This is a genomic window from Corynebacterium guaraldiae, assembly GCF_053480195.1.
This window is the reverse complement of record NZ_JBRBAU010000007.1, coordinates 140,458-158,740: the sequence shown is the minus strand read 5'-3', so window position 1 is coordinate 158,740 and position 18,283 is coordinate 140,458. Positions and strand designations below refer to the sequence as shown.

Here is an 18,283-nt window from a genome sequence, read left to right as displayed (position 1 = left end):
GAACACTAAGCGGCTTCACGAAGCATTGGACTACGCCACCCCACAAGAAGTAGAAACCGAGTACTATCTCACCCAGCCCATCAACACAGGGCCGTAAAAGAAGCGGAACTAAACCCAGGACGCTTCAAACCGACTAGAAACCAGGTTGGCGCGACCAAGGGTAAGCAACACACGGCTTGCTGCAGTAAAGAACCCGTTAAGCCCAGTAAGGACTCCAGCGCTGACAGCAACGACCATGAGCACTAGGCCTGTCGGCCCCATTACGTCACTGATTGCTGCCACCGGCGGAACACCGACAGAATAGATGGGTTCAAGCTCCGGGCGCTCTGCGACGTAGTAGATCAACTTCGACGCGACGATGACCACCACCGTCACGATAATGAGCGCAACGGAACCCACGACATCAATTTCTTCTGGGACGGCCACCCTGAGTGCTCATTGTGGAGAACAAGCAAACCTTCCTGGCACTGCCTGCGCTTGCCGACGCCTCGCCAACCACCACCGCCATCCTTGTCTCTGGCACCGCCGCCCACCAACTTCACTCACTGGGCTGGCTGCAGCAAGCCAACATCACCCACTGGGGCAATTTTGATGCTGCCAGCCCTGCCATCCTCGCTGTCGAAAAGCAGCGCGCATTACGCTTCACTTCAACCAAGGTTGGCTAGGCATTGAACGAGAGCGGATTCTGTTTGTATACGCAAACGCGGAAATTAGAGAGCCAGAGATCTTCGACCCCCTACCCACAAAAAGACCCTCACCTGCCAGTAGCCACGATGAGGGTCGAGCAGCAAATTTTGCGTATGACTTAAGGCTACTCCGTTTACGGATTATTCCTAACCAACACAATGATAGTCAATTCATCAATCGGCAACCACGAAAAATCAAAATGAGATGGAGGTACCAAAAGAATCGTGGTGCGGTCGGCTTCTACTAGACTATGGCAAAAGTGTCCTCGGATCCTTCAGAAGTTTTCTGTGCACGGATCTGGTAACTTAAGCCCATATAGCGAACTTCACCCCCGTTGAGCAGAGGTCCTCTTCATGAGAAAACGTGCAAAGCAAACTGAGGAAATAACCAGCGATCTGACCTCGAGGCTAGCTACCGAGCTAGTAAAGGCATATTCTGATCTACTCTTTGAGATTGATCGCGATGAGAAGCTCTTAAAGGGCATCCAGCGTCGTGACGAGGAAATTCGGAGGTTAAAATCGCAAATCCGGAAGCTTGAAAGCACTAAGTCTCTACGCCTTCAACGCCGCTACTGGAACCTTCGGAAAAAGATTTTAGGAAACAACTAACCATGCAGGAATCAGCTATCAACAAGCAATTAAAACGGCTGCGCAGCCTCAAGAAACAAGTTAAGGCGGCCAAATTAAAAGCGGAGACATTCCTTAGTACTCATCCGACGGGAAGAAAAGCTGGATACCAAGCTCACTCAGGCGGGTTCGTTGAACCAATCAAGAACCGTGCGGAGTATATGAAACAGTACGCCCAATATCGTACAAACACTGAAGCTTGCATAGAAGAATTGCTTGCTGAAGCCGCTTCTCTGCCCGTAGCAACTGCTCAAAAGTGGGACAAACCGCGCGACGTCAAGATTGCAATTATCGCCGACGCCTTTCTCTTTGACTCCATAGAGGTTGCTGCCGATTTTGTACCTTTAACTCCCGAGAATTTTGAGGCTGTAGTACCCACAGTTGATATCCTTCTCGTAGTATCAGCTTGGCGCGGTCTCAACGACGAATGGTATGGCGCTGCGCAGAAAAACTCACCTAACCGTCGCCTAATCGAAGATGCGGTTATCCCTCTTGCAAAAGCCAACGAAATACCCGTTGTTTTCTATTCCAAGGAAGACCCGCCTAACTATAAGGCCTTTCTTAGCCTGGCAAAGCTTGCAGACTTTGTATTCACTTCAGCTGAGGAAATGATCCCCCAGTACAGGGAAGACATCGGACCAGACACTCCGATCAAGGCGCTCCGCTTTGGTGTTAACTACAAAAAGCACAATCCTTTAGGCTGTCAACGACACAAGGGGCGAGAGGTTGTATTCGCGGGCTCTTGGATGTCGCATAAGTACCCCGAGCGCGCAGGAGCTGCAGAAAAGATTTTCGATGGCGTCAATCAGTCAGACTCGGATCTTTTCATTATCGATCGGAATCTAGATCTTGATCCGAACAAGTTTAAAAACGTGGAGAGGTATCTTTACCCGTCCAAGTATCTCAAGAATCTTCATGGGCCACTTTCTCACGATCAGGTTTTACGACTACAGAAGCTGCTTCCGCTGGCGATAAACCTCAATTCAGTGGTTACAAGCCAAACAATGTTTGCAAACCGCGCCGTTGAACTCCAAGCAATGGGGACACTAGTGCTCTCCAATTACAGCGCTGGCCTAAATTCACGCTACCCACAAATAACCATGCTCGATTCTGAAGTAGATACCGAGCTATTCCTCGACACTCTGACCGACGAATACTTGAGCTACTGCCAGGTTGAAGGTATTCGCGAAGTGTTCCTCAACGACACCGCCTTCGAGCGAGTCGACGAAATACTCGAGGCGGTCGGAATAGAAGCAACCAAACCCGATCACATTGTCTATATCGTCAGTGATAGCAAACGACGCTTTGAGGAGTTTCGCGATTCACAAGCAACCGAATCAGAGCTGAAGTGGATAACACCGAATGACCTAGATCGGGTAGAAGGCTCCAAGAACGGCGATGTCCTGATTTTCATTGATCGGATCCCGTTCAATGGACCAGATCTCGTAGACGATGCAATAGCAGCCTTCCGCTACTCGGATGCAGATATTCTGAAGTTTGCAGCCTTCGACGACTACCAGATCGCGTATGAACCAACTTCAAATGACTTGAGCAAGGACAGCGGACACGTCTACTGGCTCACTGAAGGGCAAACGTTTCCCACCCTAGCCGTTGAGAAGGCGATGCTCATCAAAACAAGTGTGGCGACGCGACCCGTAAATATTGTCGGACGCAAGGAACCTGAGATATCGATCATCGTCCCCACATACAACAACGGACGACATCTCATCCACAAATGCTTCCAATCGCTCGTCAGAAGCAACATCTTCCCGAAGAGCGAAATCATTATTGTAGATGACGGCTCCACAGATCTTAAGACTCAGAAAACCGTAGATCTTATCGAACAGCTGTATCCAAACGTAAAGGTTTACCGTTACCCTGTCGGCGGCTCAGGAAGTGCATCTCGTCCGCGAAACAAAGGGCTTGAGTTAACTTCAACGCCTTACGTAACGTACCTAGATCCCGACAACGAGCAGCTAAATGATGCCTTCGACCAATTGCTAGATCTCGCCAAAAAGAACAATCGTAATTTTGCAATTGGAAACATGATCCGATTCAAGGGCCGGCGATCTACGGTTAATAACTCCCGCTTCCTAAAAAACGCCATGGCAAAGAGTCCAAGCCTGAACGGTGAGAATGCCGAGCTTTTGAAGCAACTAAACTATAAGCCCATGAGTATCCAGGCACTCGTTGCCGATACTCACTGGTTGAAGAGCTTAGGACTAATTCAGCCAGTGGGGGCTGTTGGGCAGGACTCATACTTCTTCCAGCAGATGCTCTTCTACGCTGATAGTGTTTCCGTCACAACTCTCCCCGTACACGTTTATTATGCTGAGGTTTCCAATTCGACGGTTAACTCAATTTCTCCAAAGTTCTATCGGAAGTATATCCCGTTGGAAGAATCAAGATCTTCATGGTTAGACTCAATCGGGCTTAAAGAGCACTATATAGAAACTCGCTTCCGAGACTTCTTGAAGCTTTGGTATATTGAGAAACTTAAGTATGTTTCAGCCGAAGATCGTCAGGAATGTGTGACAATTATCGAAGAGATCACTTCTCTATACGGTATTGATATCCAGAATGATCAGGAGATAAAGGGCCTACTAGATGACGCGCGGAGGGGAAAGTATGTCTACTAGCGCGTTGCCTCCAATTCTGTACCCCGGAGCGCGACTACCGAAACCTACAGATGGCGAAAGCATCCGCTTCAGTTTTCTATTTGGAGGATGCAAAATATCGGCGATCTATTATCATCGGCGCGAATATTGTGACCGGCTATTTGTGGGATTTAATGGCGCAGTAAAACGAGAAGCAGAAAAAGATCCAAGGGAAGTATTTCAGCGCAGGACATGGGCTGAATCCATCGAGGCATCCTGTCTGTTCATTTCAGATCCCACCCTCCATCAAGACAACGAAATCCAGATTGGTTGGGGTCAAGGATCTGCGTTCTCAAAACCTTTCACGACAATGGCACAATGCGTCGATTTCATACGCGAGAATTTAGAAATCGAATCCAACAGGCGCATACTGTTTTTCGGCAGTTCAGCGGGCGGCTTTCAAGCTGTACAAATGCACTCCCGTTTTCCAGGCTCAAGGTTTTTAGTGAATAATGCGCAATTCGATTGGTCAAAGTATCACAAAAAGTTTGTTGATACGATTATGCGGAATTCCCATCCCGGTATATCCCTCAATAAACTGCGCGAGCAAGATCCCTCTTCGATTAATGCATTGAATCAATTCCTAGAGTTAGACATACCTTTTTGTGGAGATTATTGGGTCAATACAGCAAGCAAAATCGATTACGCTGCACAACTCCCAGTCGTCAACGATTTTATTGCAAACCGAGCGAGACTTCAGAATTCCGAAAACCTAGATTTCGCCACTCATTACTATTTTGATACACGCAGCGGCCATACGCCCATGCCCAAAGACAAGACTCTGACCATCATCAACAACGCGCTGTCACGGATTTCCGGAGAAGACTAATGCCAAATGTGCCTATACCAGAGTTTCTAACTAAGCTTTCATCACTGAGTGCCAACGCTAGGAACGCACACGCAGACAAGACAGATCTATCCCGGAGAATCGCAGCGCTTGTTTACAGTGTTCCCCACGAGCCCTTGATGCTAGGTTCCCTGGTAAGTCTATGCCTATGGGATCAATCACCTAAACGCTGCCGCTTTACCTGTGACGCTTTTGCAAACTCAAGCTATCCCTGGGCGGGTAAAATCTACGCACAAAAGGGCATTACCGATCCCTCTGCCGCCTGGCAAATTAAGCGCCGAAATCAGCTCAGTAAGCTAAGCTTCGAAAGCCCCGCAGCAGTAACCGCCCCAATTCATCTCATTCTCCGAAAAGACGAGCTTCAAATCGCAAACCGAGTAATTACGTATGACGATCGAGCGGTTCTTGAAGTCCTGGAAGCTGCAACCAATCTCGTTAGCGGGTCAGATTTCACCTTCGAACAACATATTTTGTCCGTCGAGGCTACGGAACAGCTAAAACCACACCATGCTGAATTCCTAGCTAAGCTAGCTCAGCTATCTCGTTTTCTTCCCTTCACGATTATTTTCATCACGGATTCTGCTAAAACTTTTGAGCAAATCTTCGATGAACCCGATAAAGACTATGGCGAGATTTATTGGTTCATCAAAGATAGCAGCAACCTCTACTCGTTTCTCGGAACCGCAAATGCCGAATTCCCGAGCTTCATCCCTACACGATACTTATCCAACTTATCGTCCCAGGAGGTTATCACTGTTCCCGGAAGTATCCGATTTCACCGACTAGTAAAATCTTTCGGCTCTGCTGTCAATGTCGATGAAATGAAAGAGCAGTTTAATAAAGGCTTCTCAGAGACACTGAAAGACTCTTTGTGGTCGACCAGGGTCGATGCAATAGGCAACCACTTCTCCCAATAGGGACATTCAGCATAAAGGAGTAATATGTTTGAAAAATCCGCCGTAATGCCCCTCATCGGGGATTCGTCCTCCAAGCTCAACAAAGATGTTAAGCGGATTGCGACTAAAGCCCTCGACAATACTATCGAGCCTTTCCCTGGTTATCCCGATATTCAATTTGGACCATCCTTCGATTGGGAACATCTTGAACCGCAACTCGAGACTACCTATCAGCTCTACCTTCAGAACCTTAGAGTTGTAGGAACACTCCTAGCAGTATATGAAAACAGCGACGACCGTGCCCTCCTAGATAAGGCCTCTGAAATCGTCACTAGCTGGCTCGACTACGTTGAGGCTGGCGGCGAAACAGAAATGACTTGGTACGATCATGCTGTAGGCGCGCGCGTGCGAGTTCTAATGCAATATCTGTACCTTATGCAATCCGAAGGGCTCCCCTTCGAGAGCGCGCGTATCGAGCGTATTTTGAAGAAACACGCCGATGTATTGCTTGATGATAGTCACCATCGAATGAACAATCACGGCATTATGATGGACATGGCGTTAATGTCTTTAGGCATTGGTTTGGACGAACCTGCATACCTCTACCACGCCCTTGGCCGAGTCGAAAGCATCTTCTGGCAAACTTTTAGTGAAACCGGTATGCATCAAGAAAACTCTCCCGAGTATCACGGGATGGTTTATCGGATGTATCGTGAGATCGAGTCATATCTAAACGATAATGGATTCTCATTGGGCCAAGATATTCTAAGAAAGCTGGAAGTAGCAGCCGGTCACTTTAGCCGCATCGTTATGCCAAATGGCGAATTGCCAGGAATTGGCGATAGTTCGGCTCGCACAGTTTCCGCCAAACCAAATTGGGAATCTTTTCACGACTCAATGAGTGGCTTTACGGCCCTCAAGAGCGAATCGTCTCAAAGCTACATCGGTTTTGTATGCGGCTATTCTGCCACCGCACACAAACATTCTGACGATTTAAGCGTCGTCTTAAACTATCGAGGTAAGAACTTCTTTGTAGACGCAGGGAAGTACAACTATGGAAAGAACAAGTATCGGCGCTATGTAGTTTCTTACAGAGCGCATAACTCTTTCACGCCTAATACGCGCTACAACCGCCCACCCGACAACCGATACACCAAAGTGATTGCCACCGACAAGTATCTAGAGGCTAAAAACTATTCTCTAGCCTCAGGCTACAATCACGGGTTTCCCGGTGCGAAGCTACGCCGCACCGTAATCTCTGTCCCAAAGTTCAATATCATTCTATTAAACGATGTCGGCCACTCAACTGATAAGACGGGACAAGCTTGGACCGAGCGATTCATGCTCCCTCCTACTGCAAATGCAATCATTCGAGACGATAGTTCAGTACGAATTGAGAACCAGGGCGAAGTCATCTACCTCTCAATGACGGATCCAGAGGATACTGAAATTGAGGTCATTAAGGGAGATCGATCTGAGGATCCCGTAGAGGCAATAATCTCACCAGCAAGCAACAAAGCCATTGAAACATCGCAATTGGTATTTCGAGGTAAGGAAAGCCTCGATACGAACCGCCTCTTTGTCATTTCCCTCGGTACGCCTTTTACGGGTAGCATCTTCCAGTCGGAAGATAGTATCATCGTGTCTTCAAGTGGGTTCTTAACCGATCAATCTATTGTGATCCCCCGTTTTAGTTCGGCCGAAAGATAAACAGTTTTGTAGGTAGCCTTTGCAACGGCATCAATAACCGCATTCAGTGGGTCTCGACGATTCCTGCGATGATGACCAATGGAGGTTTCCCGTAAAGGACAGGCGATGAAAGACCATTTCATGGATTCAACCAAGATAATGGTAGACGACTCTGGGCTTCAGCCCGTCAACTCTGCTCCTAATATGAGAGAATACCTCGCTCGATTGCACAAGCGTCGCTACTTCATAAACGCCGATGCAAGGAGTCGAGCACTTAGCAATGGTCGCGGAATGTTTTTAGGCCGAGCTTGGCTCGTTCTTCAACCATTGCTAGAGATCCTCGTCTATGCACTTATCTTTGGAGTAATTCTTAAGGTATCCCGCGGCATTGAAAACTATGTGGGGTATTTGATTATTGGCGTTGTATTCTTTCGCTTCGTTTCGCGTGGTATCAATTCCGGATCTGGTTTGATTCAATCAAACCATTCATTAATATCCTCCTTCAATTTCCCACGAGCTGCAGTCGCCTGTTCAGCCATTAAGCGGCAACTATATGACAATATTATCCCTGCAATCGTTGCACTTGTAACCGCGTTTTCCCTACAGGATTCTTTAAAGATTTCTTGGACCCTTGTACTAATAATCCCGGTTTTCCTCTTCTTGCATGTCTTCTTACTTGGGATAATATTTATAATCGCAAGATTGACAGCATTCGTTCCCGATATTAAGTCGCTAGTTTCGCTCCTGAATCGAGCTCTATTCTTTACCTCGGGAATTTTCTATTCCCTAGAGAGATTTGAAGGGCATCCAGTGCTTCTGGAAGTAATGAAGTTTAATCCTGTATACCAATACCTCACTGCAGCGAGAGACGTTTCTATTTACGCCCGAGTTCCAGAGCTATACACAACGCTTAATATTGTTATTTCTACGGGGTTAGTCTTGTTGGTGGGGTTTGTATTCTTCTGGCGAGCCGAGGAAAGGTACACGGGTGTCAAGTAACACTACTGTCGCTATCAGGGACCTATCGAAGACTTATCGCATATCGAAGAATGGCTCCGGTAAAAGTCTATTCAGGCGGAATACCCAAGAAGTGCGGGCCCTGCACCCCATGTCATTGGTCGCAGAGGCTGGAGAGTCTATTGGCGTGCTAGGCAAAAACGGGTCAGGAAAATCCACCCTACTCAGACTTATCGCCGGCTCTGAGACTCCTACAACGGGTGAAGTTTTGGTTTCGGAAACCCCTACCCTATTAGGTGTTTCCGCCGCTCTGCAACGCCAGCTTTCTGGACGACAAAACATCCAATTAGGACTATATGCGATGGGACTCACCCCCAAGGAGGTCCAGCAACTTGAGCCTGGAATTATTGAATGGGCGGAACTTAAGGATGCCATCGACAGGCCCTTAAACACCTATTCTTCTGGTATGACAGCGAGACTAAAGTTTTCAATAGCAACCGCAGTCTCAGCCAAAATCCTATTAGTCGATGAAGCCCTATCCACTGGAGATTCTTCTTTCACCGATAAAGCCCAAAAGCGGATGCAGGAGTTTATCCAAAGCGCTGGTACCGTGTTCCTCGTTTCACACGGAGCGAAAGTGATTCAGGAGCACTGTTCGAGAGCCATTTGGATTCATGAAGGCCAGCTAATCGCTGACGGTTCCCCCAGCACTATCGTTAAGCTCTATCGCTCATGGAGTAGAAGTGTATCTAGCGGAAATAAAGAGCGAGCTCTAGAAGTCCTTCAATACACCGCGTCAAAGTTCTCACCAGTTGAAATCGTATTCGACAGTGAGATCATCAAACACCTCGACGGCGGAAGACATCGGCTTAGGTAAGCAAGCTTCTATAAAGCTCTTCAAGCCTAACGCAGTTCGACGGCCAAGTTCTCTCTTCGACCCACTCTTGCGGAGCTGTGAATTTGTCCGGCGCCGCCAAAACCCTATTGATCGATTCAGCCAAAGCGAGAGGGTTTTCTGGTTCACAGTAGCAAGCAAATCCCCCAGTAACTTCCCGTAATGCAGGTAAGTCTGACGCAACAACTGGTATCCCAAGCGCCATGGCGTTCATTGGCTTGATCGGAGTTACGTTTCGACAGACATCGCGGTCTTTTCTTGGAACCACGAACACATCAAGGCGTTTATACCACTCCAAGATTTCGTTCTCAGGCTTCCGCCCAGCAAAATGAAACCTCTTTTCCAAACCGCTTTCGTCGACTTTATGTTTCAACGACTCTTCTGAATCGCCAGATCCCACTATTAGAAAATGTATTGAATCGTCGACGTACTTCGCAGCCTCGACTAGGGTGTCTAACCCCTCATAGTCAACGATGCTGGTTACCGTACCCACCACAATTGGACGACGTTCTGATTGATTGAACAAGCTAACAGCTCTCGGTCGCTCTCTGCTGTCTGCGGAAACATCTACACTCGAGCAATTCGGCAAATTAAATATCTTCGAATCGTCGATCCCCAACTTGACTATTCGTCGTTTGGAAACGTCGCTCAAACAAATAACCGCAGATGCAGCTCTCATCGCCTGGACTTCTAGGTCTAGAAGGGCGCGATAGTGTCTGCTCTCTCGTGCTTTAGACTGTAGCGATTCAGGCACCTTAGATAGCCACGTGTTATAGGGCTCTCCCCTAACTTCGTATAACCAAGGTACTCCTATTTCCGCGGCCACATGAGAAGCAACCACAGCATTCCTGTACCCAGAAGTCGTATGAATAACGTGGACCGAGTTCTTGAGGCATTGCTTTTTTAGAAGCTCGATCTCTTTTTCAAATCTCGCCGTATGACCAAAGGGAAGAAACCTCGGCATAAGCTTTTGATAGCTCACGCCATTCACTTCTTCTGCCTCATGAACAGTGAGCTTTCCTACAACAGCTGGATAGCCTAGACGGGTGAAGGCAAAGACTTCGCCCCCCATACGCGCTAGGTTCGATAATATCTGCTGCGTCCGAACCGTGTACCCCGATCTAGTAAAGGGCAATGAGTTATTTAGAAGAAACGCTATCTTAAGCTTTTCTCCACTTACTCCATCGATAGATACTAAAGGTGAGCTTGTAATTCCAAGTTCAGTTGCAGCTTCAACCATCGGATCTGCCGATTTATTCGTTTCAGCTACGCTAACTCTTTCAGCCAGACGGACTAGTTTTGCGGGTAGTACTCGATTCAAAAGTCCAGTCTTGAGGCGTAAAACCACGTTTCTAAAGAACAATTTTGGATCTCTGATCAAGAAACTAGCGGATCCGCTTAGAAGGCAAGCAACGCTACGAAAGAAATACAAATAACTACCCAAGTTTTGAAATTGCTCGAAAGAATTCAGAGAAGACTCTCGGGGTTCGTATTGAACGTTCATTCTCAACCCATCGTTTGCCAGTATCGTCCACAGTCAACCGCCAGCGTTCTTGAGCAAGTTCAGTCCAAAGACACGCCAATGCTAGCGGGTCTTCTGGTGGAACAACGTCTCCTGACTTCAATTCAGTGATTAGATCGGCAGCTTCCCCAGACAAAACCCCTGAAATGTGAACACCGGCAGTCATTAGTTCATAAGTCTTCGACGGTATAGCTCTGTCAAGTGGTTCCCAATTAGTTAAGTGCACCAATGCAGTATCCGCCCACTGGTAGTCCAGGTGAAGTGACTCAGCATCCTTCTGATCACTAAATTCAATGTCAACTGGAGAAGCAGCAGCCAGCTCACCCAATGCCTGCCTGGCCGCCCCGTCTCCTACGAAACGCAAATGGATGCTAGTCCCCATCTCCCTGGCAATCTCAGCAGCGCGAATCGCATTTTCAAGGTTTTGTGCGCGTCCCAAGGTTCCAGCATAAAGCACGTTTAGACTATTGCCTTGACAGCTAGACGGCCGCCCCTTTTCGACAGAGGACTCGACAGGAAACACATTTCGAACAGTTTGAATCGTTCCCGATCTCGCCATTTCGGGATACGTTCGTTCAAGCTGTAGTTGAAGTCTATGCGAGGTCACTAATATACCTGCTGCATTCGACAATGCAATGTTTAGTGCTTTTTCTGTAATAAGTGAAACAACTCTAAAAGGTCCGTTAAACAGCATTGACTGAAGAAAACCGCTTCTATTGGTTCCACGATTCCACCTTGGAGCTTCTGCCAGTAAATCAGGCCACGCATCCCTTAAATCTATGACATACGGAACCTTAAATGTTTTTGCTGCAACGCAAACAACGATTGCCGTCGGAAGGGCCGGCACCGTACCAATAACTACATCGGGCCTCTCCCTTTTAACTATCATGAGGCTAACTACTTTTGTCAAAGAACACAGGGCAATTAATGCTTGGTTGAGTGCTCTTTGAGTCAATGAAGACCCGATAGGCAAGTACGGTGTCCTATATATCTGCTCTTCGGAATTTCCGGTTTCGGCACCTTTGCTTGGTCTATAGTGTCCGGCTTTCCACCAGTCACTAACGCCAACCTTCATTCGGTAGCTTGGCCAAGGAGCTACAACACTCACCTGAGCACCCGAATCTCTTAGAATCCTTGTTAGCCAAGTCCAGCGGCGCTGAGGCACCCCGTTTTCAGGAAACCAGTATTGAGATACTACTAGAACTCTCAAGGGTTTCCTCCTCAGTAATTCCCTCATGCTTTAGGCCTCGTAAAAGGTTTCAAAACACGCGTAGGACAATAGTCGAACGCGTAAACATGGAAGGTACGAAGGCTGGCAGAGGCCCACGCCTCCGCCAGCCATTCCGTCTGCTAGCGCCAAATTCCCTTAGTATCGATGACCGTCTTCCCCGTCAACTCGGAGCGGTCCAATGCGATGAATTCCTTATGGTTAACCAGTAGCAACACTACTTCCGCATCAGACAAAGCTTCGCCCAAGTCCTGCTTCCGAAGGTTTGGAACCGATGAAAGGGACGGCGGCAGCTCCTCAACATTGGGCTCAACAACACGGATGTCTAGCTGAGGATGCTCTTCTCCCAAGCGCTTCACGATATTCAAAGATGGAGACTCACGTAGATCATCGATATCGTTCTTGAAAGCAATTCCAAGAGCCGCGACCACTGGCGCCTTTTTACCTTCGATTGCCTTAGTCACTTGGTCAATAACCCACTGTGGCTTGCCGTCATTAATGTCTCGAGCCATCTTAATGATTCGAGCTTCCTCTGGTACAGACGAAACAATAAACCAGGGATCCACAGCAATGCAGTGGCCGCCTACACCAGGTCCTGGCTGCAGAATATTCACTCGTGGGTGGTGGTTGGCAAGATCGATCAGCTCCCATACGTCGATTCCTAAACGATCAGAAATCAACGACAACTCGTTGGCAAATGCAATATTGACATCCCTAAACGAGTTCTCAGTCAGTTTAGCCATTTCCGCAGTAGTTGCGTTGGTCTGCAAAAGCTCCGCCGTGCAGAAAGTGCTATACAAATCGGCAGCCATTTGCGTTCCACGTGGAGTTAAGCCACCAATAACTCGATCGTTGCTTTCCATTTCCTCCATGATTCGGCCGGGCAAAACGCGTTCCGGGCAATGCGCGACGAAAATGGCATTTTCCGCATCTTCATCGAGGGAAAGATCTGGCCGGAGTTCAACAATATGCTTTGCCATTGCCTCGGTGGTTCCTGGGGGAGAAGTGGACTCCAGAACGACCAAGGCACCAGGTCGAAGATGCGGGGCCATCTCCTCAACTGCGGCGTTGATGTACTTGGTGTCAACCTTGTAGTCATCAGCGAAAGGAGTGGGCACACACACAATATAAGCATCAGCTTCAATCTGCTTAGATTGCGCGACCAGCAATCCCTCGTCAACTACTTTTTTCAGCATGACATCGAAACCCGGCTCAACGAATGGCACCTCACCGCGGTTGATTGATTCCACAAACGCAGCATTTACATCGACGCCAGTTACCTTGATGCCTTTTGATGCTATGAACGCCGCCGTAGGAAGACCAATATAGCCAAGTCCAACTACGCAAACGCTCTCAAATTTTGCCGGGGATTCACTCACAGCATTCACTCCAAATAGCTTCTGGGGATATTCTCACAACTACCTTACACCTAACTTCGCGACACAACATAAGCCACCTTCCATTGTCAGCACTCCCTGATAGACAAGATTCTTTAAAAGGAAGGACCTAGGATGGCCGCCAATTCCTAGTCCCCAAGATCTTAAAAACGCCGCATTAGGTGGCGATTTGCAGGTTCATTGGTTCGTCTATATAGTTACTAAACGTCGCAGAGAGCAGATACCAATACTCTCCGTTACATTTATTCCTCCATAGCTCAGTTGGCAGAGCATTCGACTGTTAATCGAAGGGTCACTGGTTCGAGCCCAGTTGGAGGAGCCAATCAACACCCACCAATCGTCCATAGGCCGGTCGGTGGGTCTTTAGGTTTTATGCTTCAGTTTCGACATAAAAGCGCGGCCTTTGTCTCAAAGTGCTCATTGGTGTTTTATGGCTCTGCGAAACCAGCTTTCGCATCCCAAAAGTCCTCTATTCAGAAAACAATTGGTTTTTAACCCTTTTGTCGCAAACTATTCCACGACCTATATGGCGAACGCACTTTAAAAGAAATTCTCACAGCGGTTTCTGCGGTGCACCTAGGAAAATCCGTCCACGATATGTTTTGTGGCCGTTCCTGATGTCTCTGCCGGCAATTAGACCTATTTCCTTTACCTACGCAGCAGACCCGGAAGTACCGCTTAGACCCGCCAAGCTCCATGCACAGTTGGCCAAGCTCGGAATCACATAGTCGAGGTCACATCCAACACAACTAGAGGAACCTAGCCGCCCCAGAAAACAGTAAATCTAAAGACATGTGTTTCTACAGTATCTTTTTTCGTGGCACCGCTTGATCGGGCAGGCGCGCCAAACACTCACCCCTGCCCGCCAGCGCAGTTGAATTAAGCCTCAATGCCCGGATCGAAATCCGGCAGGCGCTCCCCTACTTCTAGAAGCTCAGCAATAGCTGCCACGGCACGCTCGGCAGCCTTGCCATCGCCATAGGGATTCACGGCGTTGGCCATGGAGTGGTACGCAGCGTCGTCATCAAGCAACAGCTTGGCCTCCGCCACGATGAGGCTGCGGTTGGTTCCTACAAGCTTCACGGTGCCGGCAACTACTGCCTCTGGACGCTCGGTGTTTTGGCGCATCACCAAGACTGGTTTGCCAAGTGCTGGGGCTTCCTCCTGAACTCCGCCGGAATCCGTCAGGATGATGGTTGCGCGGTCAAGCAGCTTAATGAACTGGTCGTACGGAAGCGGGTCCGTGATGAGAACGTTGGGCAAGGACTCGGCTTCCGGAAGCACAGCTTCACGAACCTTTGGGTTCAGGTGTAGCGGAAGGACAAAGTTAATGTCCGAGTAGCTCTCCGCAAGATCCTTGACCGCGCCGCCGATCTCCTTCATCGCTTCGAGGTTTTCACGGCGGTGGGTGGTGACCACAACGAGGCGCTTGCCAGATTCGGCTGCTTCCTGCAGCGCGGGATCCTCAAATTCGGTATCCCAGCTGGCGGCCTCCAGAAGAGCATCAATGACGGTATTACCGGTGACCGCGATGTCCTTGGACCGGACGTTCTCACGGCGCAGGTTTTCCATCGAGCCTGCAGTCGGTGCGAGGTGCAGCTCTGCCACCTGGCCAATGAGCTTTCGGTTGGCTTCCTCCGGGAACGGAGAGCGAATGTCACCGGTACGCAGACCAGCTTCGAGGTGCACGATCTTTACGCCTCGGTGGAAACCAGCCAGCGCTGCGGCCATCGCAGTCGAGGTATCTCCCTGGGAAATGATGACATCAGGCTGTTCGGTGTCAATGATCTCATCCAAGCCCATCAGCGCACGAGAAACAATCTCATTGAGACCTTGGCCTGGCTTCATAAGGTGAAGATCCAGCTTTGGCTCAATACCAAACATGGTATTGACCTGTTCCAACATTTCCTTGTGCTGGCCAGTGGAGACGGCGACAGATTCGAAACGATCGTCCTTCTCCAGAGCCTTGATGACCGGTGCCACCTTGATGGCTTCAGGGCGGGTACCGTACACGGTCATAATCTTTGGCTTAGACATAGACTTCCTTTGTTGACTACTGGGAGAGAATCTCCATAAGAGTCTACAATGCCCTTGCTTCGCGCACATGGCCCAGAGGTATCGAGGAGATGAACGTTAGTCCTCGCTCACGGTGACTTCGCGCGGCTCTTCAAGGCAATTGGTGCGGGGCTCAGCTGCCGCCACGCTGGCCGTTAGCAGCGCTGACATGGCCACGGCTGCCGATACCGCATGCGTACGCTTCGAAGTCTTCACAGGTATTAAGTTAACTGAAGCGAATGCAATATGGGAAGAGTTCCTGTCATATCTATTCGGCATCCCTGTTCGCTCCGCTGCCAGAAGGCCACCTGCCCCGGACTGGTTTGGCAGGTAGGCTATTCATGAGAATTGCACGTTACCCGTACGTTGTACGCAAACGCCGGCTATTGCGCTGGCTTGAAGTAAGGGGATGACTAGTTTCCAATGATCCAATTTGTTGTGGGTGCTGCCGCCGGATACGTCTTTGGAACCAAGGCGGGGCGCAAGCGCTATCACCAAATTAAGGGTGCCTACGAGAAGGCCGTCAACTCCCCCGCCACCAAGGCCGCGGTGCGCTCCGCACGAAAGGCCGTGGCTAACCGTCTAGACCCGGAACCGCGCATGCGTGAGCTTAAGGATTACAACAAGGGGCGCCGCGGCAAGCGCGGCACCGCGGATGGTGTGCAACCGGATCGGATTTACGAGCCGGACGAAGATTAGCGCGTACGCTACAACGCGTGCGCGCGGCGGCGGATTAGCGGGGGCGTCGGTTAGCGCACGCCGCGGAAAGCGCGGTCGTTGAGCTCGCGGCGGGCTTGCTCGAGGGCGACGAGGTCCGCGAAGAGCGAGTTGTAGGATTCCTCGTCGTCGGAGGGGCGCATGCGGCCCAGCTGCGCCTTGAGTTGGGCTACCTGGTCGCCCACGCGGGCTTCTTGGAGGCGGGAGAGCACGGAATCGGCGTAGGCCTCAAGGTCGGTATCGGGATTGCCGGTCTCCCCCAGCTTGATGGGCTCCACGGCGAGCTCAGAGACGAAGTTGCGGGCCATGAGGTCCGGCATCTCACCTGCCACGCCGGCCAGCCATTCCACGCCGGGCTGTTCGGCACCGGCGGTCACGCCGCCGAGGGTCGAGATGGCGCGGCGGATGGTGCGGTAGGCCTCGTTGGAGTAGGCATCCTCCGTAATCCCGTCGAAGTAGCTGCCGGCGATCTGCGGGAATTGCAGGGCCAGCTTGAGGGCCTCGCGCTGCGGCCATAGGTGCGGCTCGCGGGGGCCGGGAATGTGCATAACGGGGGCGTTGGTCTGCGCGGGCACAGACGATGTTTGCTCCAGTGAGGCAAAACGCGGGCGCTGCTCCTTCTTCGGCTTGCGCGCCTCTTGGCGTACCTGGTGGAGTACTTCCTCCGGATCAGGCCAGCCCACCCAGCCAGCCAGGCGGCGGGCGTACTCGCGCTGCAGAGGTTGGTCGCGGATCTGGGCCACCACGGGCACCGCACGCCGCAGGGCCTGGAGGCGACCCTCCGCGGTATCGATGCTGAAGTCTGAGATGACGGAGCGGATGACGAACTCGAACATGGGGATGCGGTCCGCCACCAAGTCACGCACCGCGGCATCACCGCGCGCGAGGCGCAGATCGCACGGGTCCATGCCATCGGGGGCTACGGAGACGAAGGACTGGCCGGTGAACTTCTGCTCGCCCTCGAAGGCGCGCATGGCGGCTTTCTGTCCGGCCTCGTCGCCGTCGAAGGTATAAATGAGCTCGCCGTGGAAATAGGAATCATCCAGCATCAAGCGGCGCAACACCTGCAGGTGATCCGCGCCGAAGGCGGTGCCACAGGAGGCCACGGCAGTCTTCACGCCCGCGGCATACATGGCCATGACATCCGTATAGCCCTCCACCACCACGGCCTGGTGTTGCTCCGCAATGTTGCGCTTGGCCAAATCCAGGCCGAAGAGCACCTTGGACTTGTGATAGAGCATGGTTTCGGAGGTGTTCATGTACTTGCCGAGCTTGTCATCGTCGAAAAGCTTGCGTGCGCCGAAGCCGATCACGTTGCTGGACAGGTCCTTGATGGGCCACAGCAGACGCCGGTGGAAGCGGTCGATGGGACCGCGCTTGCCCATCTTGGAGATGCCGGCGGCGTCGAGCTCCTCGAAGGAAAAGCCCATGCGCAGCAAGTGCTTGGTGGCGGTGTCCCAGCCCTCCGGGGCATAGCCGCATTCGAAGGCGTAGATGATTTCCTTGGAGAAGCCGCGGTCAAGGAGGAACTCACGAGCAGTGGCGGCTTGCGGGGTTTCCAGCTGCTGGCGGTAGAACTCGTGCGCGGCCTTGTTGGCGGCGATGAGGCGGCGGCGTGTGCCGGGCTTTTCATCGCGCGCACCGGTGGAGCCACCCTGGTAGTTGATGTGGTAGCCGATCTTCTGGGCTACTGCCTCAACGGCCTCCGGGAAGGAGACCTGCTCCATCTCCATGAGGAAGCTGAAGACGTCCCCGCCCTTGCCTGTGGAGAAGCAGTGATAATAGCCGCGCTGCGGGCGCACGTGGAAGGACGGAGTCTTTTCATCCTTGAAGGGGCTCAAGCCCTTCAGCGAGTCATAGCCAGCGGGTTTGAGCTGAACGTACTCGCCCACGATTTCATCAATAGGCGCGCGTTCACGGATAGCTTGGATATCGCTGTCCGGAATTCTGCCTCGTGCCATGCGTACAGACTACCCCGCCCGCCGGAGCTACAGGTACCCACGGCTGGGTGGATCCTTGATGCTTGTTCCCACATCCTCCAACAACCTGCGGTGGGGATTGGGAAAAGCCCTGGTCCGGATTTCTGGTTCAGGTCCTATACCTGCAATGA

15 protein-coding genes and 1 tRNA gene are annotated in these 18,283 nt (G+C 50.7%); 9 read left to right on the top strand and 7 right to left on the bottom strand.

The window, feature by feature from the left end:
- Positions 1-108: 108 nt before the first annotated feature.
- Positions 109-426, bottom strand: a complete 318-nt coding sequence (locus ACUY3D_RS07435; protein ID WP_448240757.1) for a hypothetical protein — start codon at positions 424-426, stop codon at positions 109-111.
- A 14-nt stretch (positions 427-440) separates the two neighbouring features.
- Here ACUY3D_RS07435 and ACUY3D_RS07430 point away from each other — a divergent pair, with 14 nt between their 5' ends.
- The 7 genes from ACUY3D_RS07430 to ACUY3D_RS07400 all read left to right on the top strand — a co-directional run bounded on the left by ACUY3D_RS07430 (position 441) and on the right by ACUY3D_RS07400 (position 9,236).
- Positions 441-665: a Wadjet anti-phage system protein JetD domain-containing protein gene (locus ACUY3D_RS07430; protein ID WP_448240755.1), complete on the top strand. Its 225-nt coding sequence runs from the start codon at positions 441-443 to the stop codon at positions 663-665.
- A 632-nt stretch (positions 666-1,297) separates the two neighbouring features.
- The gene (locus ACUY3D_RS07425) at positions 1,298-3,952 is read left to right on the top strand and encodes a glycosyltransferase (protein ID WP_448240753.1); all 2,655 of its coding nucleotides are present in this window, start codon (positions 1,298-1,300) and stop codon (positions 3,950-3,952) included.
- Positions 3,942-4,799, top strand: a complete 858-nt coding sequence (locus tag ACUY3D_RS07420) for a hypothetical protein (protein WP_141752596.1) — start codon at positions 3,942-3,944, stop codon at positions 4,797-4,799. Before ACUY3D_RS07425 ends, ACUY3D_RS07420 begins: the two co-directional genes overlap by 11 nt.
- A complete protein-coding gene (locus tag ACUY3D_RS07415) occupies positions 4,799-5,734 on the top strand; it encodes a hypothetical protein (RefSeq protein ID WP_448240751.1) in 936 nt (311 codons plus the stop codon). The genes ACUY3D_RS07420 and ACUY3D_RS07415 overlap by 1 nt, the downstream gene beginning before the upstream one ends.
- A gap of 24 nt (positions 5,735-5,758) precedes the next feature.
- Positions 5,759-7,423 (top strand): heparinase II/III domain-containing protein, encoded by a 1,665-nt coding sequence (locus ACUY3D_RS07410; RefSeq protein WP_448240750.1) that lies wholly within the window; start codon positions 5,759-5,761, stop codon positions 7,421-7,423.
- A gap of 120 nt (positions 7,424-7,543) precedes the next feature.
- A complete protein-coding gene (locus tag ACUY3D_RS07405; protein ID WP_448240748.1) occupies positions 7,544-8,401 on the top strand; it encodes an ABC transporter permease in 858 nt (285 codons plus the stop codon).
- A 109-nt stretch (positions 8,402-8,510) separates the two neighbouring features.
- Positions 8,511-9,236, top strand: a complete 726-nt coding sequence (locus ACUY3D_RS07400; RefSeq protein WP_144676886.1) for an ABC transporter ATP-binding protein — start codon at positions 8,511-8,513, stop codon at positions 9,234-9,236.
- Here ACUY3D_RS07400 and ACUY3D_RS07395 read toward each other — a convergent pair.
- The 3 genes from ACUY3D_RS07395 to wecC all read right to left on the bottom strand — a co-directional run bounded on the left by ACUY3D_RS07395 (position 9,229) and on the right by wecC (position 13,383).
- Positions 9,229-10,494, bottom strand: a complete 1,266-nt coding sequence (locus ACUY3D_RS07395) for a glycosyltransferase family 4 protein (protein ID WP_448240746.1) — start codon at positions 10,492-10,494, stop codon at positions 9,229-9,231. The two genes, ACUY3D_RS07400 and ACUY3D_RS07395, sit on opposite strands and share 8 nt — an antisense overlap.
- Positions 10,495-10,690: 196 nt before the next feature.
- A complete protein-coding gene (locus ACUY3D_RS07390) occupies positions 10,691-12,013 on the bottom strand; it encodes a glycosyltransferase family 4 protein (RefSeq protein WP_448240744.1) in 1,323 nt (440 codons plus the stop codon).
- A gap of 113 nt (positions 12,014-12,126) precedes the next feature.
- On the bottom strand, positions 12,127-13,383 hold the full coding sequence (wecC, locus tag ACUY3D_RS07385) for a UDP-N-acetyl-D-mannosamine dehydrogenase (RefSeq protein WP_210386967.1): 1,257 nt from the start codon (positions 13,381-13,383) through the stop codon (positions 12,127-12,129).
- A 264-nt stretch (positions 13,384-13,647) separates the two neighbouring features.
- Between wecC and ACUY3D_RS07380 the strand changes: the two genes are divergently transcribed.
- A tRNA-Asn gene (locus tag ACUY3D_RS07380) sits at positions 13,648-13,723 on the top strand.
- 557 nt (positions 13,724-14,280) lie between these two features.
- Here the strand turns inward: ACUY3D_RS07380 and wecB are convergent.
- Together wecB and ACUY3D_RS07370 are read right to left on the bottom strand one after the other, a co-directional pair.
- A complete protein-coding gene (wecB, locus tag ACUY3D_RS07375; protein ID WP_448240742.1) occupies positions 14,281-15,438 on the bottom strand; it encodes a non-hydrolyzing UDP-N-acetylglucosamine 2-epimerase in 1,158 nt (385 codons plus the stop codon).
- Between the two features lie 96 nt (positions 15,439-15,534).
- The gene (locus ACUY3D_RS07370; RefSeq protein WP_154736808.1) at positions 15,535-15,672 is read right to left on the bottom strand and encodes a hypothetical protein; all 138 of its coding nucleotides are present in this window, start codon (positions 15,670-15,672) and stop codon (positions 15,535-15,537) included.
- 207 nt (positions 15,673-15,879) lie between these two features.
- On the opposite strand from ACUY3D_RS07370, the gene ACUY3D_RS07365 reads away from it, so the two are divergent.
- Positions 15,880-16,155, top strand: a complete 276-nt coding sequence (locus tag ACUY3D_RS07365) for a hypothetical protein (protein ID WP_070519625.1) — start codon at positions 15,880-15,882, stop codon at positions 16,153-16,155.
- Between the two features lie 50 nt (positions 16,156-16,205).
- On the opposite strand, the gene dnaG is transcribed toward ACUY3D_RS07365, so the two are convergent.
- On the bottom strand, positions 16,206-18,134 hold the full coding sequence (gene dnaG, locus ACUY3D_RS07360) for a DNA primase (RefSeq protein ID WP_448240740.1): 1,929 nt from the start codon (positions 18,132-18,134) through the stop codon (positions 16,206-16,208).
- Between the last annotated feature and the right edge of the window lie 149 nt (positions 18,135-18,283).

Excerpts from the sequence above, each read along its gene's own strand:
- ACUY3D_RS07400 (WP_144676886.1), top strand. The coding sequence starts at position 8,511 with ATGTCATTGGTCGCAGAGGCTGGAGAGTCTATTGGCGTGCTAGGCAAA.
- ACUY3D_RS07415 (WP_448240751.1), top strand. The coding sequence starts at position 4,799 with ATGCCAAATGTGCCTATACCAGAGTTTCTAACTAAGCTTTCATCACTG.
- dnaG (WP_448240740.1), bottom strand. The coding sequence starts at position 18,134 with ATGGCACGAGGCAGAATTCCGGACAGCGATATCCAAGCTATCCGTGAA.
- ACUY3D_RS07395 (WP_448240746.1), bottom strand. The coding sequence starts at position 10,494 with ATGGTTGAAGCTGCAACTGAACTTGGAATTACAAGCTCACCTTTAGTA.
- wecB (WP_448240742.1), bottom strand. The coding sequence starts at position 15,438 with ATGTCTAAGCCAAAGATTATGACCGTGTACGGTACCCGCCCTGAAGCC.
- ACUY3D_RS07390 (WP_448240744.1), bottom strand. The coding sequence starts at position 12,013 with ATGAGGGAATTACTGAGGAGGAAACCCTTGAGAGTTCTAGTAGTATCT.
- ACUY3D_RS07420 (WP_141752596.1), top strand. The coding sequence starts at position 3,942 with ATGTCTACTAGCGCGTTGCCTCCAATTCTGTACCCCGGAGCGCGACTA.
- ACUY3D_RS07405 (WP_448240748.1), top strand. The coding sequence starts at position 7,544 with ATGGATTCAACCAAGATAATGGTAGACGACTCTGGGCTTCAGCCCGTC.
- ACUY3D_RS07410 (WP_448240750.1), top strand. The coding sequence starts at position 5,759 with ATGTTTGAAAAATCCGCCGTAATGCCCCTCATCGGGGATTCGTCCTCC.
- ACUY3D_RS07365 (WP_070519625.1), top strand. The coding sequence starts at position 15,880 with ATGATCCAATTTGTTGTGGGTGCTGCCGCCGGATACGTCTTTGGAACC.
- ACUY3D_RS07425 (WP_448240753.1), top strand. The coding sequence starts at position 1,298 with ATGCAGGAATCAGCTATCAACAAGCAATTAAAACGGCTGCGCAGCCTC.